Source organism: Pseudomonas wuhanensis, assembly GCF_030687395.1.
Taxonomy (GTDB): Bacteria; Pseudomonadota; Gammaproteobacteria; order Pseudomonadales; family Pseudomonadaceae; genus Aquipseudomonas; species Aquipseudomonas wuhanensis.
This window is the reverse complement of the sequence record NZ_CP117430.1, coordinates 4,358,974-4,382,734: the sequence shown is the minus strand read 5'-3', so window position 1 is coordinate 4,382,734 and position 23,761 is coordinate 4,358,974. Positions and strand designations below refer to the sequence as shown.

The window sequence follows — 23,761 nt, the reverse complement described above, 5'->3', positions numbered from 1 at the left end:
GCCAATTGCGCTGGCAAGCAGGCCATGGCAGGCGAGTTAGAGCACCGTGATGGCTCCTCCGGAACCGACGCGTTGCCAAGGTAAGCCGAGCACCAAGGCTTGAAGTTGCTCTGCATCCAGCTCGACTTCAGAGCCGTGCCGCACGCCAGGCCAAAAGAAACGTCCTTGATTTAAGCGCCGGGCAGCAAGCCAAATCCCCAAGCCATCATGCACCAGCACTTTCATGCGATTGGCACGACGGTTGGCAAACAGATAAGCACAGTGCGGCTTCGCCGCACCGAACACCGCCACGACTCGCGCCAGCGCAGTTTCAGTGCCGGCGCGCATGTCCATGGGCTCGGTGGCGAGCCAGATGGAGTCGATGCGGATCATCGCAGCAGGTCTCGCAGGAAAGCAGAACACGCCACTGCATTTTCTGCCGGCCAACTCACCACGACTACGCCTTTTGGATGCGGCACTTCGATTCGGATCGTGGCAGGAAGGGCCTGATGCATCGGCACCGGCGGCGATGTCTTGACCGGGATGAAGGCGGTTTGAAGTGTCAGGTTTTTCTGCGCATGCACGCGTATCCATTTATGGACGAGGTTGGCGTTGAGGTTGTGGGTCAACGCGACATTGGCGATCGAGGTGTCAGGCTGCGCGCATTCGGCGATGACCTGGGCCTTGAAGGACTTTGAATAGGAACGGCGTTCTTGTGGCATAGGCGTCCGCTTAAAAAGGCTAAAAATGGTGTCCACTTAAATTGAACTGACCCCACAAAGTTGGACGATTATCTATCTATGCCTGAGCAGCCTGAGTTCTGTATTCAACAGGGCTCAGGCCGTTTAGCTTCAGTCTAATGCGCGAGTGATTGTAATACTGGATGTACTCGTCGATGCCTGCGTGAAGCTCATCAAGATCGTTAAATTTGTTCAGATAAAAAAACTCGGACTTCAGTGTGCCGAAAAAACTCTCCATGGCCGCGTTGTCGTAGCAGTTACCCTTGCGCGACATGCTTGGCGTAACGGAGCACTTTTTGAGAGCCCGCAGGTAAATGGGCATTCGATATTGCCAGCCCTGGTCTGAGTGCAAAACCGGTTTTTCATGCGGCTGAAGTCGCTTGAATGCACCTTTGAGCATCTTCCCGACCATATCGAACAGCGGCCGTCTGGCAACCTCATAGGAAATGATTTCACCGTTGTACAGATCCAAAACGGGAGACAGATACAGCTTCTGACCTCCAACTTTGAACTCTGTAACGTCGGTTACCCACTTTTGATTGGGTGACGGAGCTTCGAACTCACGCTTCAAAAGATTAGGCGCTGCCTTGCCTACCTCACCCTTGTAGGCTCGGTATTTCTTCACCCGCACCAAGCTCTTGAGCTGAAGCTGCGCCATCAGTCGCTGAACAGTCTTGTGATTGACGAGATGGCCAGCGCTCCGTACCGCAGCCGTTATCCGGCGATAGCCATACCGGCCTTTGTGCTCGTCGAACGTCGAGCGAATCTTGTCTTTCAGCTCTGCATACTTATCAGCCGATTGCAGCGCCTTTTGCTGATAGTAAAAGGTGCTGCGTGCCAAACCGGCAAACTTCAGCAGGCTTTCGAGAGAATGCAGCGGCCTCAGTCCTATTACGATTTGCGCTTTTTCTGCTGCGCTACTCGTTTCTTCTCCTGAACCAAGGCATCGAGCTTTTTTAGGTAGTCGTTTTCCATCCGCAACTGCTTCACCTCAGCAAGCAAATCATCGCGTGAACGCGATTCGTCATCGGTTGAGTTGGGTTGAACAGAAGGAATGGTGGTCGGCATTTTTTTCGGGCGTCCGGCTCTATTAGGCTGCTTGGTAAGGGCATCAAAACCGCCCTCGTCAAAGCGGCGTTCCCAGAGGCCGATGATGTCGAACTTACGGATATCGAACAAGGCCGCCGTCTGCCGATAGGACAGCTGTTCCTCACGCATACGTTTCAAAACAGACAGTTTGAAATCGTTGCTGTAGCGCGGCAGCTTTTTCTCTTTAAGCCCAGCAACGCCATGCACCTGATAGGCCGCGACCCACTGGCGTAGGGATGAAAAGTCCACATTGTGACGGTGTGCGACATCTCTCAAGCCCGCGCTACCGGAGCAGTAGTCCTGCACCGCCGCGAGCTTTGCTTGCTCTGTGTACTTACCCATGACACCCCCAAAGGTTGTGTCCAACCTTTTGGGGTCAGTTCAAATTAGGTGGACACCATCGCCTTTGGCGTCGGGGTCAGGAAGGTGTGTTGGCCGGACGCATACGGAAGAGCCCCTTGTCGATCGTCCTGGCCGGACATCCGAAGTTGCGCAACGACCTGGTGCATTCATCGATGGAGCAGATCGGCGGGCCGGTGACGCTGTTCGAGTTCGATAGCTTGGGACCGGACCGTCGCGCTTATCTCGACTGGGTACTTTCGCATGTGAGCGCAGCGAAGACCAAGCCGCAAACCCTGTTGACCGATGCCGCTGCCACGCTGCTCTGCGAGCGCCTGGCGACACCATTGCAGTTCGAGCTTTACCTCGACCGGGCGTTCACCGAAGGCTTCCGCGTGGGACAGAAGCCGATCGACGTGGACACCATTGAAGCGGTTCTGTCGCCAGACTTGAATGCCATGGGCGCACGCCTGATGCGCAACGGATACAACGTCAAGCAACTGATCGACACCCTGGGCGTCAAGTCGCGCGAGGTGCGCTCCTTCCTCGCCGGCCAGCTCGCGGCAGAACGCACGCAGGAACTGCATGATCGGCTGTTGGCTGCGGGCGTGCCGGTATGATGCGACATCATTCTCAACTAATGTGGGCCGAAGCGGATGTTATCGGGCTGTTCTCAGGCAATGTGGTCTCATTCTCACTTATTGTGGGTCGGAGCGGCCCGATATTCTCAGCTAATGGGGTCCCGAAACGAGCGATGTAATCAGGTCTGGCGACCGATGTTATCGAGCCGCTACAGATAGTCACGAACCCTCGAATCTTGATAACCCTTGATGATCAGCCGGGCGATCGCATCGGCTTTGAGCCTCTCGTTGGTCAGGCCGAGGGCGGCCGTGACCAACGCCTGCTGCTGCGGCGTGTCGAGAGCCGCCAGCCCGGCGCCCAGTCCGGTGATCGCCAGGTCCTTGTACGCCTCGTCGGTCAGGCCGAGGGCGGCCGTGACCAGCGCCTGCTGCTGCGGCGCGTCGAGAGCCGCCAGCCCGGCGCCCAGTCCGGCGATCGCGCGGGCCTTGTGCCCGTCGTGGACCAGGCCGAGGGCGGCCGTGACCAGCGCCTGCTGCTGCGGCGCGTCGAGAGCCGCCAGCCCGGCGCCCAGTGCGGCGATCGCGCGGGCCTTGCTCCACTGGTCGGTCAGGCCGAGGGCGGCCGTGACCAGCGCCTGCTGCTGCGGCGCGTCGAGAGCCGCCAGCCCGGCGCCCAGTCCGGTGATCGCGCGGGCCTTGAGCCTCTCGTCGGTCAGGCCGAGGGCGGCCGTGACCAGCGCCTGCTGCTGCGGCGCGTCGAGAGCCGCCAGCCCGGCGCCCAGTCCTTTGATCGCGCGGGCCTTGAGCCTCTCGTCGGTCAGGCCGAGGGCGGCCGTGACCAGCGCCTGCTGCTGCGGCGCGTCGAGAGCCGCCAGCCCGGCGCCCAGTCCGGCGATCGCATAGGCCTTGTGCCTCTCGTCGGTCAGGCCGAGGGCGGCCGTGACCAACGCCTGCTGCTGCGGCGCGTCGAGAGCCGCCAGCCCGGCGCCCAGTCCGGCGATCGCATCGGCCTTGCTCCACTGGTCGGCTAGGCCGAGGGCGGCCGTGACCAGCGCCTGCTGCTGCGGCGCGTCGAGAGCCGCCAGCCCGGCGCCCAGTCCGGTGATCGCCAGGTCCTTGTACGCCTCGTCGGTCAGGCCGAGGGCGGCCGTGACCAGCGCCTGCTGCTGCGGCGCGTCGAGAGCCGCCAGCCCGGCGCCCAGTCCGGCGATCGCAGTGGCCTTGTGCCCCTCGTCGGCCAGGCCGAGGGCGGCCGTGACCCGCGCCTGAAGCTGTTTAGGCCCCATCAACAGCACCGTATGGCTATTTAACTCGTGAGTCGGTATGCGGGCTATGAGGTTATTGAAGTGTGGCATCAACTGTTTCAGAAAAAGGTAATGTTTCTGGACCGACTTCTCATTCGATACCGCCTGGTTTAAAAATTTGTTGCTCAACATGAGGGCGCGCACCCCCGCGGCCGTATCATGTGGTGAGCCACTGGCTACATCACGGACAATATGCTGTACCAACTCCAAGGGAAGGTTCATGAACCCGATCTGGGTCGATTGGTTCAACGAAGTTTTTTGTGAGGAATTGCCCGGCTTGATCCGTGCTCCTGTCGCATCCGTATGTTCCGCGCGTTGTGGCACTGGTGGCGCTGTCGTCGAAGCTGAATTGGGGGCGACAGAGGGTGTCAGGGCTGGCACAACAGCGTGTGGCGGCGGGGTGGTTGAGGCGATAGGCATTGGTGATAGATTCCTTATGGCACAGCTGACGGCCAGGCATACCTAGGCTGGGCGAGTAAATACCGTGGGTTGACTCACGGCCTTGTGTCGAGAGCAATGAGTGGTCTGAGAGCGGTTCGAGTTCCGGACACGAAAATACAATAATTGAGTTGTCCGGAATCGAGGGTGGAATGAGTTTTGTGTAAACGGTCATTTGGCAGGAGACTGCCTACCTGTAGCGGCTCGCGTTAGAAAACACGCTGGCCGGCATTCCTCTGTGAGGCAAAACCGCCACCCGTCATTTGCAGATAGCGTGAGCCCGTCGCGATGAAACGCGAGCCGGTGCCGTGGAATGCAATCTCATGTGCAATTAATGTGAGCCGGAAATGCCGATGAATGCGAGCCAGCGTGTTTTCAAACGCGAGCCGCTACACTTAGGGTGTCATTTCGCCCCCAGCCGGAACCGACCCGAACTAGGCCTGGCCCACGGCGACGGCCGCTTCGCGAAACTGATGGCGGGTTATGCCAAGACCGACTTGCTGATCCTGGACGACTGGGGCTTGGTGCCGTTTACCGCTGCGCAACGGCGCGACATGCTTGAACTGCTGGACGACCGCTACGGCAACCGCTCGACGCTAGTGACCAGCCAGATGCCAGTGGACAAATGGCACGCACTGATCGGCGATCCGACCTTGGGCGATGCGATCCTCGACCGGCTGGTGCACAACGCTTATCGGATCGAACTGAAGGGCGAATCGATGCGCAGACTCGCAACGAAATTGACGGCGACAGAGACTTCAGACGGCACTGTTGCAAATAGGATCCTGAGCAGTGGTTTGCTCTTCAAACAGGGCTCAGAGGCCGAAAACCCTATTCACCAGGCGCACTTCGCTTTGGGGGTGCCCGTAATACCAGGACGCTGCCTGACCTTTGCGAAGGGCTCGCAGGGTTTCTATTCCTGAATTCATAGAATAACTGCAACGCTTGAAACGAGAGGCAGAGAGCCAGCCACCGGTAGAATCCAGGCTCTCACACCAAAGGATTCAAGCGCAGATGACCACGCCTTACCGGCAGCTAACTCAGGGCCAACGTTACCAGATTGAGGCTGGCCTGAGGGCCAAAGAGAGCCAAGCCAGCATCGCTAAACAGGTGGGCGTGCATCCTTCGACGATCAGCCGTGAGGTTCGCCGTAACAGCCCTAAAAAGATTTACATGGCGGTTTGTGCGACCCATGAAAGTGATGCTCGGCGAGCCGGAGCGCGTAAGTTTTGCAAGCCGCTTACCTGGCTGAGCCATCACCTGGCGATATGGCTCAAGCATGGGATGAGCCCGGAACAGATTGCTCATCGGTTGAAGCAAGAGAGGCCGGATCAGACGGTCAGTCACGAGTGGATTTATCGGTTTATTGCCAGCGACCAACGAGGTGGCGGCGAGCTTTATACGCATCTTCGCCACCGTCGAAAGCGCTACCGTAAACGCTATGGAAGCCACGATCGGCGGGGGCTGTTGCGAAATTGGGTGTCTATCACCGAGCGCCCTGAGAAGGTCGAAACCCGAGAGCGGCTGGGGGATTGGGAAGGAGACACGGTGCATGGTGTGGGCGGTAATCTGGTCACCCTGGTTGAGCGTAAAAGCGGTTATCTTAGCGCTTACCCGGTCAAGCGCCGAACTCGCCGTCAAGTCTCCCGGGCGATCAACTTACAGTTCAAAGGGCATGTGGTGCACACACTGACGTTGGACAACGGCAAGGAGTTTGCCGGTCATGAGCACATCGCGCGCAAGAGCCGTTGCCAGGTGTATTTTGCCGATCCGTATTCATCCTGCCAGCGCGGCACGAATGAAAATACCAACGGTTTGCTCCGCCAGTATTTTCCCAAGGGTAGCGACTTCAGCAAGCTGACCGTTGCCGCCGTAAACCGGGTGGTCGCGCAGATCAATTTACGCCCGCGCAAACGCTTGGGCTGGAAGACACCGTACGAAGTGTATGCAGGGGTGAGCGTTGCACTTATGTGTTGAATTCAGGGTGCGATTGGGTGCGGATATGGCCGATCCCCAAAGGTAGTCCTGGCTGAGTGCGCTCAAGGGCCTGAACCTGACTTTTTTCATCGCAACAGAGCACTAATGCCTTGTCCGGCGGATCCAGATACAGCCCAATGACGTCCCAGAATTTCTCTTCGAACTTTGGATCGTTGGACAATTTGAAGGTGCGTGTCAGGTGCGGTTTTATGTCGTTGGCGACCCATATGCGCTGGACGCTGGCCGGTGAGATGCGAGCGACCTGGCTTGTCGATCAAACCGTCTAGTCGCTGTTCTTGAAAACGCTGACACCAAAGAGTGACCGAGCGCAGAGAAAATCCAACCAAGTGGGCTATTTCAACTCGCGAACAACCTTAAGCGGCCAACAGGATCACCCGGGCGCGACGACCGTCACGTTGACTGATGGTGGCAGACCTTGTGCGGTGGCTGAGTTCGGCGTGTTCTTTGGGACTCGGGACAATATGTTGGGCGCCCATCGGTTCGCCTCCGATGGTGTGATGACCGAGAAAGCATAGCTAATATTGCGGAGAATTTATTTTAGAGACAGGACACTAGTATCCTGAGCGGTTAGGTCGATTATCGAAGAACATGTCGATATACAGACCAGACTTCGACCTCACTGAGCAGTAGTGCGCATGGCCAAACCCGCCGCCCCATTCGTTTTAACGCCATCTGACCAAGCGACTCCACAAGGCTGGTCGCGGATGCGTATTTCGCTCATCGTGACCGGTCATTTCGCTAACAACGTGACCGGTTCCTCCACCCGATTGCGCGGGGTCTAAATTCTAACCGCATCGGTCACGATGCCGCTTCTTCTTCCGTCTTTTTACGTCGCAGCGGCTCGCCCTTCATCACGATTCGATACGCGCTGTGCACCAGCCGATCCAGTAAGGCGTCGGCCACTGTCGGGTCGTTGATCCAGCCGTGCCAATGATCAACCGGCAGTTGGCTGGTCAGTACCGTTGACCGCGAGCCGGCGCGGTCGTCGATCACTTCCAGCAGGTCGTGCCGGGCGTTGTCTTCCAGCGGGGCCAGGGCCCAGTCGTCCAAAATCAGCACGTCGACTTTGGCCAGTTGTTGCAGCGTGCGGCTTAAGCTGCCGTCGCCATGGGCGATCCGCAGTTGTTCCAGCAGGCGCGGTGTGCGCAGGTACAGCGTGCTGTAGCCTTGGCGGCAGGCCTGATTGCCCAGGGCGCAGGCGAGCCAGGTTTTGCCGACGCCGGTTGGGCCGGTCAGCAACAGGTTGTGCTGTTGGCGGATCCAGTCACCGCTGGCCAGAGTCGCAAGCTGACGCTCGTCCAGGCCTCTGCCCGGACGGCGGTCGAGGTCTTCCAGGCAGGCACCGGCGTAGTTGAGCTTGGCGTGTTTGCGCAGTCGCTCCAGGCGTTTGTTGTCGCGCCAGGCCAGTTTGCGGTCAAGCAGCAGACCGAGCCGATCATCGAAGCTCAAGCTGTGGCAGGTCGGCAGTGTCCATTGCTCTTCCAGCGCAGTGGCCATGCCGCTGAGCCGCAGGTGGTGCAACTGATTAAGCGTGTGTTGCGTCATCATTGAACAGCTCCTTTTGGGTGTAATAGTCAGCACCGCGCACGTTCTCGTGGCGGGCGGGATGTACAGCGGTGGCCTTGGGCAGCAGGTGCTGGTCAAGGCCTTGCTTGAGCAGGTTGCGCACGGTGCGGCTGTTGAGCGCGCGCAGCTGGACGGCGCGATGCCGCCGCTTCAAGGCGCTCGTTGCCGTACTGACGGGTCAGCGAGAGCAGGCCCAGGCAGGAGCGGTAGCCCATCTCCGGATGGGGTTTGTGGGTCAGTTGATGTTCGACGATCTGCCGGACGTGCGGGCCGATCCGTTCGCCCCAGTCGAGCAGGCGCTGGGGTGTCCAGTCGCGATGGGCCTTGTGCGAGGCAGGCATGTGTTCGCTCTGGGTGCTGTAGGCGCCGCGCCGCGGGAGCAACAGGTGGCTGGCCACTCGCCGGTGTCCATGCAGGATTTCGACGGTATGGGCGCTCACTCGGGCGTCGACGCTTTGCCGCGCGAGCGCCGAGGGCACGCTGTAGAAGCCGCCATTCACTTCGACGTGGTAGTCGATGTTGACCTTGCAGCGCTTGAAGGTCACCACCTCATGAAGCGGAGAACTCCTAACGGTCATTGCCCAACGCTCCATGCCCGCCGGCTTCAAACCCCGGCCTTAAGCAAACCTGCCCAGCAACCGTTGGCCGTGAACATATTTTTCAAAGGCCGGTGTTTAAAGCTGTCTGGCATGTGAGCGCGAGGTAATCGGTGGTTTTCGATGGCACATTCGATACCCTCTCAAGCAAAACTGGCACCAATTTGCAGCCGCAGGCTGCCCTCTTGCCTTCAATCACAGGAACTTAAAGCTGCTAATCACCACTCAAGGGTCATCACGGCTCGGTTACTCACCTAATGAACATTTCTACCTCAGCATTTCCCGCGATGAGAACGGCATTGCGTCAGTTTGATATGACAAAGGTCGGTTCTACGATAAATGTGGCTAGAAATATTGCTGGCAAGAAGGCGCTGCAAGTAAAAAATTCACTTCTTGAACAGCATAAGGCAGGCCCGAGCGACTTCACTTCGAAGATCCTCTCCACTGTGATGGATACGTTCCAAAGTGGAAGAGGCGCAAGAGATGTCGAGCATAGCGATTCGGGCGGCTCGTTTCGAATGGACGGGTCCGCCCTTGGGGCGGACAAGGTCAGCTATGAGCGCGAGGCTGCCAACCCTACCGTCATGAGCTTCCTCGGCATCAGTGACAAAGCCGGCAAGGTACTGCTTTCGCTGGGGAAATCCGTTGCCGAGGCGTTTGCCGGTGCCGCTGCGCGCCCCCCCAAGGATACCGTAGCTGCAAGGCAAGCTCGCACCGCATTCCTTGCCAGCAGGTCAAGCTTGAGCCGCATCGCTACCGAGGGGTTTAAAAAGGCTCGTACACAGCAGGGTACTACTATGCCTACACGGCCGCCGGGCATGCCTCAGCAACCCGCCTACACCCCAAGTAACAGTGCACCGCCGCCGAATGGCCCGCCGCCCCGAGCCGATAACTTCCCCCGCACCGCCCAGGAGGCGCGCGCGAACGCGTTCCCCAACCTTCCTTTTGCAAGCCACGCGCGGGCGACCGCCGAAGCCTATGGGCGGGCGAAACCGCGCCTGGCAAACCTTGCCCACAGGTTAGAACTCGACTTGCAAGCGCACTTGTCCCCCAGAACTGCTGCTCAAGGCGGTTTTCTAGAGCAGGACAGCACTGACCCAGGCCCGAACCGCGACGGCGCAACAATACGACGAAGCGTTCGTGTGGACTTTCAAAGGCTTCGAACGACGGCAAACTACCAGCAAAAGAACAACTGTTTTTTATCTCCGCTCAGCAGATCTCAGCAATGGCCAGCGGTAAGCGACCCCAAGGGATACCCGATGCGGATGTTATCGAAAGTTTCCGTATAGCGAGGGAGGGCGGCGAGGAAGAGCCAGACCAAATGGTGCTGGCGAGCGGCACGCTGGCAAAGCGATTCGTGGACAACCTCAACTTTGGTAAGCCGCCCAATGAGCAAGTGCGTATCCATGTGATTCAGGTGCTGCCTGGGCACGTTCTCGATGAGATACAGGGCTCAAAGCACCCAGATGCCAAAGAAGGGTTCATTCTGGACATGGGCGGCCACTTCGAAGCATTGGCCGTAAAATCACCGTCTCCAAGTCCTTCAACCGTCGAAACTTAGATCGTTGATGTCGGTGTTTTGCAAGGTAGTTGTCGCGTCAGCTGTGTTTTATGCGGCTACTTTCAGTACTGGCAACTCCCTTTCCGGGTTAAGCGTGACAGCCCCGATGGGCTGCCAATTACGCGTCTCACCTGACCAGCGATGTGGGTGTTGATTACGAGCTTGCTGATACAGCACATGGCGCTTGGCCAAGACCTGTTTATCTTCACCGCGATGACGTTAAGCCGGGGTTACGAAGCGGATGCGGCTATGGCGGTGCTGGTGGTTGTACCAGAGGATAAAATCACGTACCCAGATCCGTGCTGCGTCCAAATTTTCAAAGCCGCCAGTCGGCCATTGCGGGCAATATTTCAGGGTTCTAAACAGCGACTCCGAGTAGGGATTATCGTTGCTGACCCGTGGTCGTCCCCGTGAGGGAGTGATGCCCAAGTCGTACAGTTTGCTCAGCAACGTCACCGATTTCATCGGCGCGCCGTTGTCCGAGTGCAGCACCAAGGGCCGCCCCGCAAAGCGTTCGGCAAGTACCGTGCGCTCCATTAGTTCAGCCGCCCGCTCGCCGCTTTCTTGCTCGTAAACCTCCCAGCCCACGGCCTTACGGCTGTAAATGTCCTCAATCAAATACAGGTAGTAATACTTTCCACGCACTGGCGAGGGAAGGTAGGTAATGTCCCAAGACCAAACCTGATTGGCGGTGGCGGCACGGTGAGTCGTCGGCGATGCATGTTTGTGCGGTGCATGGCTGCGGCCACGACGGTGCTGCTGATTAGCCGCTTTGAGGACGCGATAAAAGGTCGACTCTGAGGCAGGTAACGGTCTTGATCGGCCAGTATTGGCACAATCTGGCTGGGTGGCAGGCTGACAAAACATGTCCGTGGCCGAGTTGTCGCGTCAAGAAGGCATCTCCCCAGCCACCCTGTATGCTTGGCGCTCCAAGCTCAAAGCAGGAGGCGCCGTGGTGCCCGGAGATAAAAACAGTGCCGATAGCTGGTCGGCTGAAGCCAAGTTCGCAGCGGTATTGCATACGGCCACATTGAGCGAAATCGAGCTCAGCGAATACTGTCGCAGCAAGGGCCTGTACCCAGAGCAAATAGCCGCTTAGCGTCAAGCCTGCATCACTGGCCAGCTGTCAGCTCAGGCGCAACGTCAGCTCGAGCGAGAGCAAGCGCGTGCCGATAAAAAACGCATTGCCGAGCTGGAGCGCGACCTACGCCGCAAGGATAAGGCGCTGACAGAAACCGCTGCGATCCTGGTGCTGCGAAAAAAGATGAATGCCTTCTGGGGAAGCGACAGGGCTGTCGCTGCGCAGCCTGCAACGCTGGGCGCTGAGGCCTGTAATGCAGGCCGATATACGCACCACCATGCTACACCCACGACCACTCAATGCCCTGAATGAGCAGGAGCGCTGCGCCATTTTAGAGGTCTGCAACAGCCCACCATTTGTCAGCCTGCCACCCAGCCAGATCGTGCCAATACTGGCCGATCAAGACCGTTAGGGGGTGCATATAGTTGTTCCTGCGAAGTGCTGGGGGTGTCCAAATACGTAGAGCTAGTCTAAGAACTCACGCACAAGACGCATGTCTACGTCTTGTGAGTGGCTTAGCAAACGTAAAATGATTAAAAATAATTGGACGCAAGTGGGTTATCTAGATTATTGCGGTCCACGCGCGGCCTGCAGCCGGGCATCGATGCGCGCCCTACTTGCCTCCAGTCCGGCGGCGTGCAGGGCGCTGGCGACGTCCTTGTGAGTTCTCAACGACCCGTCGGTGTTGTGCAGGTGCGCGGTGATCTGCTCATCCGTGGCGCCGCGCAGTTTCCGTGCCCCCCCGGCGGCCTGCAGCTGGGCCGCGATGCGCGCGTTACTTGCCCCCAACCCGGCGGCGTGCAGGGCGCTGGCGACGTCCTTGTGAGTTCTCAACGACCCGTCGGTGTTGTGCAGGTGCGCGGTGATCTGCTCATCCGTGGCGCCGCGCAGTTTCCGTGCCCCCCCGGCGGCCTGCCGCAGCGCCGACACGATGCGCGCGTTACCTGCCCCCAATCCGACGGCGTGCAGGGCGCTGATGACGTCAGTTTGAGTTCTCAACGACCCGTCGTCGTTGCGCAGGTGCGCGGTGATCTGATTATCCGTGGCGCCTCGCCGTTTTGGCGGCTGGCCTTCGGACGCTGCCCCCGACCGAGAGGACAGGGAGGGCACCTGGTAGGGTGCGCTGCTTACCGCATGAGCGGGCCGGTTCCGGCTAGACCCGGGAACACCTGTCGAGGCGCCGGCCGAGCCATCGTGGGAAAAGGCCATGCCCCGTGTACTGACCGAGGCACTCGACGGCAGCAGCGGACCTGAATTCCGAGGATTGTTTTGCCCCATCGTGGCTGGTGCCCGCTGGCCCCGTGAAGATTGCGCGGCTTGATAGCTGGAAATCGATGGTTGTTGTCCGCTTAAGACAGAGGATGCTTGACCATATGTCGAGGCAGGGAGCCTTCGCTTTTTACCCCCGCATGTGGAAGAGCTCGCCCTCGTTGCCTGGCTTGCCGAGGGGGCGGCCATCGCAGGGGTTGATTCAGGATCAGGGACATTGGAATGGAAGCCTGCATCCTCACCTGGCACCGGTTCGTTTGGCAGCTGACGCTTCAGGTTATCAATCTGCCGATCAACTGCGCCGTCCATGTTGGCCAGGGACGCTCTTTGTCCTTCTAGCTGCGCAATTTTCTGAAAGATATCCAGCCTATTTGCCGCAGGGCGTGCGCCCGTGTGGGTCGCTTGTGACGGTGCATTTTGTGGCAAGTTACGAGATTGTTCCATGTCCGGCATAGGGTAAACGTAACTGGGTGAGTAAGGCGATAGGGGGTGCATATAGTTGTTCCTGCGAAGTGCTGGGGGTGTCCAAATACGTAGAGCTAGTCTAAGAACTCACGCACAAGACGCATGTCTACGTCTTGTGAGTGGCTTAGCAAACGTAAAATGATTAAAAATAATTGGACGCAAGTGGGTTATCTAGATTATTGCGGTCCACGCGCGGCCTGCAGCTGGGCATCGATGCGCGGGCTACTTGCCCCCAATCCGGCGGCGTGCAGGGCGCTGGCGACTTGGTCACGACCTCTCAACGCCCCGTCGTCGTTGCGCAGGTGCGCGTTGATCTGCTCATCCGTGGCGCCGGGCCGGAGCCGTGCCCCCCCGGCGGCCTGCCGCAGCGCCGGCACGATGCGCCCGTTACCTGCCCCCAATCCGGCGGCGTGCAGGGCGCTGGCGACGGCCCTTTGAGTTCTCAACGACCCGTCGGTGTTGTGCAGGTGCGCGTCGATCTGAGCATCCGTGGCGCCGCGCAGGTGCCGTGCCCCCCCGGCGGCCTGCAGCTGGGCCGCGATGCGCCCCTGATCTGCCCCCAATCCGGCGGCGCGCAGGGCGCTGGTGACGCCCCTGCGAGTTCTCAACGACCCGTCGTCGTTGTGCAGGTGCGCGGAGATCTGATTATCCGTGGCGCCTCGCCGTTTTGGCGGCTGGCCTTCGGACGCTGCCCCCGACCGAGAGGACAGGGAGGGCGCCTGGTAGGGTGCGCTGCTTACCGCATGAGCGGGCCGGTTCCGGCTAGGCCCGGGAACGCCTGTTGAGGTGCCGGCCGAGCCGTCGTGGGAAAAGACCATGGACTGGGTACTGACCGAAGCGCCCGACGGCAGCGGTGCACCGGAAAAGTTCTGAGTACTGCTTTTTGTAATCAGGGCCTGGGTCAACTGACCCCGTGAGGATTGCGCGGCCAGTTGGCTGGGAGATGGCTGTTGCCCGCTGGCAGAGGACGCTTCCGCGTGTGCCGAGGCAGGCGGAGGGCCGGGCAGGTTTACGGATATAGCTCCCGAAAGGTCACGCAAATTAGCGCTAACGATGTCGTATTGGGATTGATCGTTTAATCGCGTGTTGATGGTTAACTCGGCTCTGGTTAAATTGGCAATGCTCATAGGATTGCCACCCACTGGTGGTCTGACCGACGCCTGATAGGTAGCCTCCATACCGCTGGTAGATTGAAGCCGAAAAGAGTCGTCCTGTAGAGCGTTGCGTACCAGCGATGCAACACGTTGATGATCGAGGTTGGGCTGGGTTACAACCTGATCTAAAGCCAGGCCCGCATTGAGGCTCAATCGGGAAAGAGAAATTCTACCGGGATGGACAGGCTGAGCCTGAGAGCCCGACGCTTCTGGGGGGTGAGCGGAATTGACTGATGCGGTGTAGTGCTGGGAAGGGCTACCTGATCGGAGGGGATCCATGGTGGTCTGGGCCTGTTCTGAGTGATTGAATCGGCCGCACGAAACGACCTGGATCCGAGTAGGTGGTCACAAGGGCTTGGGGGGTTCCGAAGGCGGGCGGGGGAACACGCGGGCCAGGCAACATGGCTGTGAAGTGGGCACGGACCCATTTGCAGCCGTAGGCTGCCCTCTTGGGCGCTTTGCCGCGCGCCTCCATCTTCAACGCTTCGTAAACCCGTGGTAACTGCTGACCACACACCCGATTAGCCAGAAAACCAAAATACCGAATCATCCGAAAGTGCTTTTCCGGGATGTGCTGCACCACCCGGCGCAGCATGTCCGTCTGGCTCAGCGACTCCTCCTGGTAGGTCTGCGTGCGGTGATCCAGGTAGGTGAAGCTCAACGTCGCACTGGAGGTGTAATGCGCCAGGCGGCTGCCCGAGATCGGCGGTTTTTTCAGGTGACGGCCCAGGTAATTCACCGTCTTTCGCCCGTTTGCCGTCCTCTTCGACACATAGACGTGCCAATGCTGGCCGCCGGCGTTGAGTATCAAGTGTCGCCAGTCATTTTCGCTTTGCAGGTGAGTGTTTTCGGGCGGTAGGTGGGCTTTATGATGATCGATTACAGCTGCCATGACAAAGCGCAGCCCCGTGGTAGCTCTGATGGGCAACTCGGTTTTCCTGATGCTATGCGATAGCAAGAACGGGCGATTTGCAGCCGCAGGCTGCCTAGTTCTTTAAATTCCGTTTTCTGAAGCGACCCCAAGTACCTCTACCGCGCCGTCGACAAGCACGGCAAGACCGTCGATTTCCTGCTGACGGCAAAGCGCGACATGGCTGCGGCCAGGCGCTTCTTCGACAAGGCCATTAAAGCGAACGGCGAGCCGGATAAGGTCGCGATGGACAAGAGCGGCGCTAAAAAGGCCGCAATCGATGCGATCAACACCGCTCGCAACGTGCTCATTCTGGTGCGCCAGGTTAAATACCTCAACAACATCGTCGAGCAGGACCATCGCGCCATCAAGCGGGTGACCAGGCCGATGCTCAACTTCAAATCGTTCCGGTGCGCCAACTGCGTGCTCGCCGGAATCGAACTGATTCACATGATCCGCAAGGGCCAGTTCGCTATTGATGGCACCGACGCAAGTAAGCCGACAACACGGCCCGGTGCTACGGATGAGCAAATCAACGCGCACCTGCATAACGACGACGGATCGTTAAGAACTCGCAGGGGCGTCGCCAGCGCCCTGCACGCCGCCGGATTGGGGGCAAGTAGCGCGCGCATCGATGCCCTGCTGCAGGCCGCGCGTGGACCACAATAGTCTGGATGGCCCGCTGACGTGAGGGGCACTGTCCTAACCGCTCGACGCCACTCCATAGCCCGTTCCAGCCGGTCCGCTGGCTTCAAACCCCGCCTTTGAAAAACCTGTTCACGGCCAACGGCGGCTGGCCAGGGTTGCTGGAGGGCAGCGGTCTACGCCATCGAAGTGGAATCGGTGAGCAAAATGCTGGCCAGCGGCACCTCGATCCTGGGCGTGAAGCACTGCACCTGCGGCGATGGGCACTGCCCGCACGTCAAATACCGGTGCAACACCTGCCACTGCCGAGCCTGTCCGTCGTGCGGCAAAAAAGCCACCGATCAGTGGATCGCCGTCCAACACAACCGCTTGCCCGACTGCGCCTGGTACCACCTGGTGTTTACGCTGCCCGACACGCTGTGGCCAGTGTTCTTTCACAACCGTGCTCTGCTCGATGCGCTGTGCCGCCTGGCGGCGGACAACCTGTTGTATGCCGCCAGGCGGCGAGGCTTGCGCGTCGGGCTGTTTGGCGCGCTCCACACCTACGGTCGGCGGCTCAACTGGCACCCTCACGTGCACCTCTCGGCGACCGCTGGTGGCCTGGAGGGGCAGGGCGTCTGGAAAAATCTGGCGTTTCATGAAAAGGCGATGCGCCGGCGCTGGATGTGGAATGTGCGCAACTACCTCTTGGAGCAATGGGGCCAGCTCGTGTTGCCGCCGGAATTAGCGCACATCACCTGCGAAAGCGACTGGCGCCGCCTGGTGCTCACTGCGGGCGGCCAACACTGGCATATCTACCGGTCGAAGAAGACGGAAAACGGGCGAAAGACCGTGAATTACCTGGGTCGTTACCTGAAGAAGCCTCCGATCTCGGGCAGCCGGTTGGCGCATTACACATCGGGCACGACGTTGAGCTTTACGTACTTGAATCACCGCACGCAGACCTATCAGCAGGAGTCGCTGAGCCAGGCCGACATGCTGCGCCGTGTGGTGCAGCACATCCCGCAGAAGCATTTCCGGATGATCCGCTATTTCGGCTTTCTGGCCAACCGGGTGTGTGGGAAATACCTGCCGCAGGTATACGAAGCCCTGAAGGTGGCAAAGCCGGGGCCGACGCCAAAGCTGTATTTCGCACAGATGGCCTGATATGACGCGAAGTTGGCGCGAGGAACATAGAGCCGGTCAGGATAGAAGGTGTCGCCAGTGAACAGATAGCCGGTTCGCGGATCGTGGAAGGCTACGTGCGAGGGTTCATGGCCTGGAATGGTGAAGACGACAATCCTCCGGTCGCCGAGGTCAACTGCGCCCGTGCCCTGATTCGCCTGAGGAATGCCAAAAAACTGCGCTACATCGTCAAGCCGCAGTCCGACGACCTGGGCACCCGCCTGGCGGAATGCATGATCGCCTCGTGTGTGGTCGGCGTGAGCATGGGTACGCCAGTAGTCTCTGCTGCCTTTTCGCTTGTGATCCCGGTTGCGATTTGTTTCCAGAACAGCCGCTCGATTTCATTACGAAGTGACGGCGCACCTGGCGAACGCATCGCTCCACGCCCCGTCAACTTTTGCATCCAGCCTGCAGGCCGCCCCATAAACACCTCGATCAAAGGTGTTGCGACGACCGGTTGAATCCGCCCAATACGCAAGCCGGCTATTTCGTCAGCGATTGTGGCGTTATCGCATGCGCCAGAGCATGAGTCGCCGAGGAAATTGCTGGGACAACGCGCCAATGGAGCGCGTGTTCCGCAGCTTGAAAACGGAATGGATACCGACCACGGGCTACAGAACAGCTCAAGAAGCCCAGCGCGATATCAGCCACTTCTTGATGCATCGGTACAACTGGGTTCGCCCCCATCAATTCAATGGCGGGCTGGCGCCAGCTCGGGCCGAAGAAAAACTTAACGTCGTGTCCGGAATTAGTTGACCACTACACTCGCGACAGACGTAGGCATCTCTGAGGCTCTGGGAATGTTCATGCTGCGCAGCTTGCCGGCAATCTGCTCGGGAGACAAACGCTCACGCAACATATGGGCCACCAGCTCGAAGCGCTCGCTACCCGGCAACAACTTTCGCATCGGTCGACAAACCTGGCGGCGGGCCTGCATCTGCTGCTGGGCCACACGGGCCGAGTAGCCGCCGCAGGCATCTCGATTGCGGCGCAGCTCCCGGCTGATGGTCGAAGGGGATCGGGTGATCAAGCAGGCAATCCTACGCAGGCTGAAGCCTTGGGCATGACCGATTTGAATGGTGGCGCGCTCTTCAACGCTGAGTTCGGAATAAGACATAGGGGCTGCACCGTACCGGAAAGGTCAGGTGTTGCACTCAGTTTTTGCCGCCGCTCCCTGATGCGCTCCAGGACAACACGGCGTGTCAGCGTTTCATTCAGCACTTGGTGGATGAAAGCTTGATTCTCGGTTGAGAGTTTGGATAACGGCTGCGCGAGTTCATCGGCAATGGCAAGCTTGGCGGTAATAGCGCTGGGAAAGTGATACTCGTGCGCTTCGGCATTGAAAGGGAGACGTGGCAGTGCCACGGAATAATAGCAGGCGTCAACAGGCGATTGTGACACTGTGTAATAGTTCTGAGTGCGCCCATCTGCCGCCGACCCAGATCGTGCCGCGCCTGGCCGATCAAGAACACTTTCTGGCATCGGAGGCGACGTTTTATCGCGTGTTGCGTGCGTCGGGGCAACAAGCAACACCGGGGCCATAGCCAACGCCCCGGGAGTTCTTTCTGATGGCGCGTAAAGGCCCGCCATTTATTGGCTGGCCCGGAGCTTCCAATCAGAAGGCTTTCGGCTTCAATGCCCGCGCCAGTTCGGCAATGTTGCTCGCTTGTACCTCATTTGCAGGCTGCGCGAATATAATGTCGATCAGTTCTTGTTGCAGCTCTGGCTCAAAGGACATGATTGCATGAGTCAGTTCTCCCATGACCCAACGTTTTATCGGTTCGTCTGTAATGGCTTTTACGGCATCGACTAATCGCCGATGCGTTTCGAAGGGTAAAAATGCAATGGATGGGACCATGCTTACGAGCAGCAAAGCTTTGGTAAGTTGGTCTTCTAAGTTCAGGACACGGTTGACCAGTGATGCCCTTTGCTCAACGTTGAGTGCTTTAAGCTGCGCGCACAGACCGGTCAGCGCGCTGGCTTGGAGTTTAGCCGTGGGAAGGGCAAATACAGCGTTGATGATGCGCTGGTGTTGCGAATGTTCTAAAGTCCCGACCGTTGAGCCAAGACTCCTCAGGGTCGTCGCTTTGTTCTCATTTGCGCCCATGCGACAGGCTGCGCTGACCAGTGCATCTTGTTGCGTGCTGTCGAGGCTGGCCATCCCTGCGCACATTCCCTGAATCGCCACACCGATAGTTGCGTGCTGGTCTAACTTCAAGGTCGCATCGATGAGTTGGGCGCGTTGATCCAGGCTGATATCCTTCAACGAAGCACCGAATCCACTGAGCGCGGTGGTGCCATGTGCGCCTTCTTCGAACTGGCAGGCGGCATCAATCAAGCGTTGCTGCTGGTTCGGCGTAAAGGATGCCAGACCATGCGCGCAGTCCCTGACGAAGTACGCTCTGTGATTGGCTGACAAACCAAGGCCCGCATTGAGTAACAGGGGGTGCAGCGTTTTATCTAGATCTCCGGCTTTTCGACCCAGAGAGCACAGGTACAGTGTTTTTAAATGTTCAGGATCAGCGGCGAGTGCCGCCCCCAGCAGCATCAGGCGCTGGTCTGAATTCAAGGCCGCCAGCCCCGTTATCAATCCCAGTATGGCTGGAGGCTTACTGCGATCGGCCAGCGCAAAGGCCGCAGCGAGCAGCTTATCGTGCTCCGCAAGCTCAAGCTGGCTGCTTTGCGTGCCCATTGCGCCGATCGCAAAGCCGCTTTCAGCAAAATTTGGTAAGCGACACACTTCATCTACCAAGGTCATCCGATCAGCTGGTGTGAAGAGCGTCAGCTGGTGACCGATGGACTGCAACATAGCGAGTTTGAGCGTACGCGGTGGCGTGCCTCCGGGCACAGGAACCATATCCGTGATCAACTCATTCTGGATGCGTTCAACCACCTGGTGGCGCTGTTTGGGGGGCATCATCGGCAACGTGGAGCTGATGGCTAACGGAGAAAGTCGTTCTTTGCTGAGAATGCCATTGAAGGTGCTCACCAGGCTTTTGAGTAGTTTGAAGTGAGGGGCGAAGGTGCCGTCCACCGTGAGTATCTGGCGCAAATGCCGGCTGGTATCAGCAAGTCGCTCCAGGTCGCGGACGGCCGTTTGTGGGCAATCTGCAGCGACATGCGCGATGATCATGTCGCCGATTTCCGAGGGCATATCACCGAAACTGATCTGGTCAGGGACGGCTTTGTGTAGCCTGAGTGCTGTCAGTGTGGTTCTCAGGCTGGGGTTGCCACCTTGGATTAAAGGGCTAGGTAAGCGCGCCCGAGGCATTGCTGGCTGTGTCTGGTGGGGAGGGCTCTGCGCAGTCGGGGGTGCTGGCATTGGCCCCTCGGAAGCCAGAATTTGAGGCGTAAAGGGTGATGAGTGGGTAGGGAGCAGCATGCGAGACGGTTTCCTTGCAGAGCTAATGGGCTACGCTGGGCCGACAGCCCGAACTTTTCGAGCGTCGCCGGTTACCACCGCGGGATATGGCTTAGAATGAAGAGTCAAGACTACGCATCGATCAGGTGGTTATGCTGTCTTGGCTTCAGGGATGCCAGGGCATCACCCATTGCTGGATCAAATAAATGTCAAACCGAGTGTCCTTTGCCCACGGCCTAACCTTTCTCTGCAGCCGACCGTGGATGGCGCATCCATATGTGTGAGAGTGCCATCAGGGTCAGGCGGCCCCGCGCGGATAACTGAACGTGTTAGCCGTTCACGATAGGCTAACCTTGCGCGAGGTCTGCCAGTGCTGACGGCAGCAGCGGGGCGATGTGTGAGTAGTATTCCCACCATCAGTACGAATGGAGAGTTTCATCACTAGGAATATTCCTTGTGGTCTCTGGAGCTGTTAACCGTTCGCAAGGGGCAGGCCGCGGGCGAGACCCGCCAGTGCAATGGCCTGTTCCAGCGGGTCGCGTAGCTGCAAGGTCGCCTTGAATAGCTGATCACGCTGCTCGTTCTGGATGAAGGCAAGTCCGGCGCCCATTGCTTCAATGACACTGGATCGCTCAGTGCTATCGGCCAAAATGACAGCGGCCTCGACAAGCTGGATCCGCTGGGAGGGGGTCAGAAACTCGAATCCTTCGGCCAAGCCCTTTAAGGCTGCGACCTGTGTTGAGTCAGGAGGCATTTGCAGGGTGTAGTCGACCAAGTCATTACGCTGCCGCACGGTCAGGCAGTCTGACCTTACACCCAACCCACAGATCGCCCATCCCGCGCTTTCACTATCCATCTTAAGGGTGTGGGTGACAAAAGCGTTACGCTGTGACGGTGTGAGAACGTGCAGCCTTGGGGAAAGACTGGTGATCGCTCCTGCCTTGGATATGGGGGCCTCCAGCGCGAGGCTTTTGTTGACAAGCTCGGTACGCTGTGCCTCTCCAATATGTTCGAGTACCATCCCAAGTCCACTCATTGCCATGATCTGGAGGCCTACCGCATCGTTGGGTGTCAGCATGGCGAGCACGGCCTCAAAAAGGTCCGATTGTTGGTCGGGCGTGTAGACGGACCACCCGGCGCCGACGGCTGCAAGTGCAGTGTCCTTGTAATAAGGATTAGACAGGCCCATTGCATATTTTAGCTGGTCATTGTGTTGTTTTAGAGTCAAAGGCGCCTTGTTTACAGCTAGTGACAACATGTACGAAACTTTGAGACTCATGTCGGGCTCATCGAAGACAGCACAGATCACTTTTTGTACGTCTTGGTTGTTCAGAGAGACCCATCCTTCGCACAGGTTTTTCAGCCCCCTCAGCTTTCTCTTCCGGATCGGTCATGTCCAAGATGAGCGTGACTAACTCTTTGCGCTCTGTAGGGGGTATAAGCGCGATCATATAGTCAGTGAACTCATGCGGGGGCATACGCGCGACAACCGAATAGAATTCCTTGGTCAGCCTTTCCAGGAAGGCATGGTGCGAGGTGAGCAAGATGTCACCCTTGATCACAGCTGCGAATGTTTTTGACGTAGTCAGTAGGGGTTTTAGACGACAGTAGCCTCCCAACGAGTCGCCTTCATCGGGGGTGGCGACTTTCTGGAAAATTTTCCTGGCTAATTCGACCGGGAGTTCACCGAAGTTTTTCCCGATAGGGTCAGGTGCCTCGGTCAGGGCGGGATGGGGCAAGCAGGTTTTTTCTGAAACCTGGGCGGGCTTGATCCAATCGCCCTGGCTGTTCCTGCGCGCGCCGGGCGGCGATGTCGGGCATGGGGAGGATTCGAATGGTGCGGCAGGCAGGGCTGCGATTGAACCCTGGGGTTCGGTTGCAAATGGCACTGGCGAGGAAGGGCTAATTAACAGGCTCATGCAGCATGAATTCTCAAATTAACGGGATCGGCTCAATTCCAACGAGCGTGAGTACTTCAGGCGGGACGGATCTGGACGGTCCCTAAGACCAGGCCAGCGAGCGCGTGAGCCTGATATCCGGGCTCTTCCAGCAAGCTCGCTGCTTCCAACACAGTTTCTTGATGCTTAGGGGTCAACAATGGCAACGCATTGCCCAAGGCCCCCAGGACGTTAGCCTGTTCGTAGCCCTCTAGCTGTAAGGCGACCTTAATGAGTTTATCCCTCTGCAATTCATTGAGCAGTGCAATTTTGCCTGTCAGCGTCAGGATGGACTGCGTAGCTTCTTGCCCGGCCAATTCCATCGCCGATTCGAATAGCGCTGATTGCTCGAGTGCCTCGAAACACTCCAACTTGCCGCACAGTCCTGCAATGGCAATGTCCTGGTCGTCACTGGCTTCAATTGTCAGAGCCACCGCGACCAGGTTGAGCCGCTGCTCTGTTTCAAGGTGTTCCAGGCTGGTACTCAGCCCGTCCACCATGGTCGACTGGATCTCTCTGTCCTCCTCTTGACATGTCCGTTGAACTATCAATTTTTTCAAGTCCTCGGGCATGAATTTGAACCCGTGGCTCAGACCTGCCATTGCCACTGCCCAGTGACTTTGCTCTATGAGTTGGACACCGGCCTCGAACAACCGTTTTCGTTGCAAAGGGGTGAGCACTTCCAGCCCGCACCCCAAGCCTGCGATCGCCTCGGCTCTATCCTCCTCGTTGATGAAGGACAGACTGGCGGTCACAATCGATTCGCGCTGGTCCGATTCAATTAACGTCAGCACGCGGCCCAGGATCATTAGGAAGGTTGCGTCATCCTCATGATTCAAGCTGAGTATCGCCTCAATGACTGACCTGCGCTGCATGGGCTCCAGGGAAGCCAGTCCAACGGCCAATCCACCAAGGGCATCACCAGCATCCTCGATGTTCAGGTTCATCGTGGCCTTAAACAATTCCGTGCGCTGGGAGCGCTCAAGCACGGCTAGCAGTGGGCCTGCACATGCGATGGCTGCGGACTTCTGCTTGGGATCTGTCAGATCCACGATGGCCTCGATGAGTTTGGCCTGTTCGCGCGTCTCGAACGCCGCTATCTCCTAGATTAGCCGGATCATCAAGGATTGCTGCAGTTTGCCAGTCATTTTGAGGCAGTTCTCCACCTGCTCGCGTCGTTGATCAGGCCCCATGAGCAACAACATGCGGGGTGTCATCTGGTCGGCTGGCACTTTCTTCATGCTCGTGTTGAACACTGCTTTCAACTTTTTCAGCGGGGCATGGTGGGCGGTCAGCGACTGATAGCCATTGATCGCGCTCTTAAGCACAGGATGAGTCCTTTGGAGCTGATGCACCTGCCACGCGGTCTTGAGCGGATCGCCCACAAGTCCGGTGGACAGGTTGCCGACGATCATTTGCAGCAGTTCCGGTGGCAGGGCCAACAGCCCTATGGAGGCAAACGTAGCCTGCTTAATCGGCTCCTCTTGGAGAGTCGCTCGGTCAGCGGTTTCGGGTCGTGCCTGGGGAGAGAATGCCTGAGGTGAGATAGCTGGGCCGCTCGCCGAGGTGCCGGCTAACGGCTCC

17 protein-coding genes and 13 pseudogenes are annotated in these 23,761 nt (G+C 58.5%); 10 read left to right on the top strand and 20 right to left on the bottom strand.

All coding sequences use genetic code 11. From position 1 onward, the window contains the following. Positions 1-36: 36 nt before the first annotated feature. The 3 genes from tnpB to PSH88_RS20205 all read right to left on the bottom strand — a co-directional run bounded on the left by tnpB (position 37) and on the right by PSH88_RS20205 (position 2,150). Entirely contained in the window at positions 37-372 is a 336-nt protein-coding gene (gene tnpB / locus PSH88_RS20215) for an IS66 family insertion sequence element accessory protein TnpB (RefSeq protein ID WP_017279403.1), read from the bottom strand. After that, positions 369-737, bottom strand: a complete 369-nt coding sequence (gene tnpA, locus PSH88_RS20210) for an IS66-like element accessory protein TnpA (protein ID WP_305483341.1) — start codon at positions 735-737, stop codon at positions 369-371. The genes tnpB and tnpA overlap by 4 nt, the downstream gene beginning before the upstream one ends. Before the next feature lie 40 nt (positions 738-777). After that, a protein-coding gene (locus PSH88_RS20205) for an IS3 family transposase (RefSeq protein ID WP_305422251.1) occupies positions 778-2,150 on the bottom strand; the annotation gives its coding sequence in 2 pieces (ribosomal slippage) (positions 778-1,679 and positions 1,679-2,150; 1,374 coding nt in all). 116 nt (positions 2,151-2,266) lie between these two features. On the opposite strand from PSH88_RS20205, the gene PSH88_RS20200 reads away from it, so the two are divergent. Further along, on the top strand, positions 2,267-2,767 hold the full coding sequence (locus PSH88_RS20200; RefSeq protein ID WP_305422250.1) for a hypothetical protein: 501 nt from the start codon (positions 2,267-2,269) through the stop codon (positions 2,765-2,767). A gap of 170 nt (positions 2,768-2,937) precedes the next feature. Here PSH88_RS20200 and PSH88_RS20195 read toward each other — a convergent pair whose 3' ends face one another. Then, complete coding sequence (locus PSH88_RS20195; RefSeq protein WP_305422249.1) at positions 2,938-4,164, bottom strand: hypothetical protein; 1,227 nt, start codon at positions 4,162-4,164, stop codon at positions 2,938-2,940. Positions 4,165-4,901: 737 nt separating this feature from the next. On the opposite strand from PSH88_RS20195, the pseudogene PSH88_RS20190 reads away from it, so the two are divergent. After that, a pseudogene (locus tag PSH88_RS20190) lies at positions 4,902-5,234 on the top strand (ATP-binding protein); the annotation flags it as partial. 51 nt (positions 5,235-5,285) lie between these two features. Here PSH88_RS20190 and PSH88_RS20185 read toward each other — a convergent pair. Next, positions 5,286-5,396: pseudogene (locus tag PSH88_RS20185) on the bottom strand (IS6 family transposase); the annotation flags it as partial. An 88-nt stretch (positions 5,397-5,484) separates the two neighbouring features. On the opposite strand from PSH88_RS20185, the gene PSH88_RS20180 reads away from it, so the two are divergent. Next, on the top strand, positions 5,485-6,447 hold the full coding sequence (locus tag PSH88_RS20180; RefSeq protein ID WP_305422142.1) for an IS30 family transposase: 963 nt from the start codon (positions 5,485-5,487) through the stop codon (positions 6,445-6,447). Positions 6,448-6,454: 7 nt separating this feature from the next. Here the strand turns inward: PSH88_RS20180 and PSH88_RS20175 are convergent. The 3 genes and pseudogenes from PSH88_RS20175 to PSH88_RS20165 all read right to left on the bottom strand — a co-directional run. Beyond that, positions 6,455-6,944, bottom strand: a pseudogene (locus tag PSH88_RS20175) (helix-turn-helix domain-containing protein); the annotation flags it as partial. A 322-nt stretch (positions 6,945-7,266) separates the two neighbouring features. Beyond that, entirely contained in the window at positions 7,267-7,965 is a 699-nt protein-coding gene (gene istB, locus PSH88_RS20170; RefSeq protein ID WP_305427033.1) for an IS21-like element helper ATPase IstB, read from the bottom strand. Continuing rightward, positions 7,904-8,588, bottom strand: a pseudogene (locus PSH88_RS20165) (Mu transposase domain-containing protein); the annotation flags it as partial. The gene istB and the pseudogene PSH88_RS20165, both read right to left, overlap by 62 nt. A gap of 299 nt (positions 8,589-8,887) precedes the next feature. Here PSH88_RS20165 and PSH88_RS20160 point away from each other — a divergent pair. Beyond that, positions 8,888-9,919, top strand: coding sequence for a hypothetical protein (locus PSH88_RS20160; RefSeq protein WP_305483339.1), 1,032 nt, complete (start codon positions 8,888-8,890; stop codon positions 9,917-9,919). Positions 9,920-9,951: 32 nt separating this feature from the next. Next, a complete protein-coding gene (locus tag PSH88_RS20155) occupies positions 9,952-10,191 on the top strand; it encodes a hypothetical protein (RefSeq protein WP_305483338.1) in 240 nt (79 codons plus the stop codon). 48 nt (positions 10,192-10,239) lie between these two features. Here the strand turns inward: PSH88_RS20155 and PSH88_RS20150 are convergent. After that, positions 10,240-11,054 (bottom strand): annotated as a pseudogene (locus tag PSH88_RS20150) (IS3 family transposase); the annotation flags it as partial. Between the two features lie 2 nt (positions 11,055-11,056). On the opposite strand from PSH88_RS20150, the pseudogene PSH88_RS20145 reads away from it, so the two are divergent. Beyond that, positions 11,057-11,675: pseudogene (locus tag PSH88_RS20145) on the top strand (transposase); the annotation flags it as partial. Positions 11,676-11,839: 164 nt separating this feature from the next. Here the strand turns inward: PSH88_RS20145 and PSH88_RS20140 are convergent. The 3 genes and pseudogenes from PSH88_RS20140 to PSH88_RS20130 all read right to left on the bottom strand — a co-directional run. Further along, complete coding sequence (locus PSH88_RS20140) at positions 11,840-12,382, bottom strand: hypothetical protein (RefSeq protein ID WP_305422247.1); 543 nt, start codon at positions 12,380-12,382, stop codon at positions 11,840-11,842. Between the two features lie 800 nt (positions 12,383-13,182). Beyond that, positions 13,183-13,911 carry a hypothetical protein gene (locus PSH88_RS20135; RefSeq protein WP_305422246.1) on the bottom strand — a complete coding sequence of 243 codons (729 nt, stop codon included), beginning with the start codon at positions 13,909-13,911 and terminating at the stop codon, positions 13,183-13,185. A gap of 697 nt (positions 13,912-14,608) precedes the next feature. Beyond that, positions 14,609-15,019 (bottom strand): annotated as a pseudogene (locus PSH88_RS20130) (transposase); the annotation flags it as partial. Positions 15,020-15,181: 162 nt separating this feature from the next. Here PSH88_RS20130 and PSH88_RS20125 point away from each other — a divergent pair. Next, positions 15,182-15,541: pseudogene (locus tag PSH88_RS20125) on the top strand (IS6 family transposase); the annotation flags it as partial. A gap of 293 nt (positions 15,542-15,834) precedes the next feature. Then, a pseudogene (locus PSH88_RS20120) lies at positions 15,835-16,858 on the top strand (IS91 family transposase); the annotation flags it as partial. Here the strand turns inward: PSH88_RS20120 and PSH88_RS30555 are convergent. Further along, complete coding sequence (locus PSH88_RS30555; protein ID WP_370694713.1) at positions 16,744-17,205, bottom strand: MBL fold metallo-hydrolase; 462 nt, start codon at positions 17,203-17,205, stop codon at positions 16,744-16,746. The pseudogene PSH88_RS20120 and the gene PSH88_RS30555 sit on opposite strands and share 115 nt — an antisense overlap. 115 nt (positions 17,206-17,320) lie before the next feature. Between PSH88_RS30555 and PSH88_RS20110 the strand changes: the two are divergent. Then, positions 17,321-17,635: pseudogene (locus PSH88_RS20110) on the top strand (integrase core domain-containing protein); the annotation flags it as partial. An 8-nt stretch (positions 17,636-17,643) separates the two neighbouring features. Here the strand turns inward: PSH88_RS20110 and PSH88_RS20105 are convergent. Then, positions 17,644-17,996: pseudogene (locus tag PSH88_RS20105) on the bottom strand (transposase); the annotation flags it as partial. A 56-nt stretch (positions 17,997-18,052) separates the two neighbouring features. Continuing rightward, a pseudogene (locus PSH88_RS20100) lies at positions 18,053-18,244 on the bottom strand (IS481 family transposase); the annotation flags it as partial. A 17-nt stretch (positions 18,245-18,261) separates the two neighbouring features. On the opposite strand from PSH88_RS20100, the pseudogene PSH88_RS20095 reads away from it, so the two are divergent. Then, a pseudogene (locus PSH88_RS20095) lies at positions 18,262-18,433 on the top strand (IS3 family transposase); the annotation flags it as partial. Between the two features lie 61 nt (positions 18,434-18,494). Here the strand turns inward: PSH88_RS20095 and PSH88_RS20090 are convergent. The 5 genes from PSH88_RS20090 to PSH88_RS20070 all read right to left on the bottom strand — a co-directional run bounded on the left by PSH88_RS20090 (position 18,495) and on the right by PSH88_RS20070 (position 23,592). Further along, a complete protein-coding gene (locus PSH88_RS20090) occupies positions 18,495-20,012 on the bottom strand; it encodes a hypothetical protein (RefSeq protein WP_305422244.1) in 1,518 nt (505 codons plus the stop codon). 700 nt (positions 20,013-20,712) lie between these two features. Then, a complete protein-coding gene (locus PSH88_RS20085) occupies positions 20,713-21,519 on the bottom strand; it encodes a hypothetical protein (protein WP_305422243.1) in 807 nt (268 codons plus the stop codon). A 7-nt stretch (positions 21,520-21,526) separates the two neighbouring features. After that, positions 21,527-22,159 (bottom strand): hypothetical protein, encoded by a 633-nt coding sequence (locus tag PSH88_RS20080; RefSeq protein ID WP_305422242.1) that lies wholly within the window; start codon positions 22,157-22,159, stop codon positions 21,527-21,529. A 56-nt stretch (positions 22,160-22,215) separates the two neighbouring features. Further along, positions 22,216-23,229, bottom strand: a complete 1,014-nt coding sequence (locus tag PSH88_RS20075; protein WP_305422241.1) for a hypothetical protein — start codon at positions 23,227-23,229, stop codon at positions 22,216-22,218. A gap of 51 nt (positions 23,230-23,280) precedes the next feature. After that, positions 23,281-23,592 (bottom strand): hypothetical protein, encoded by a 312-nt coding sequence (locus PSH88_RS20070; RefSeq protein WP_305422239.1) that lies wholly within the window; start codon positions 23,590-23,592, stop codon positions 23,281-23,283. Positions 23,593-23,761 lie beyond the last annotated feature (169 nt).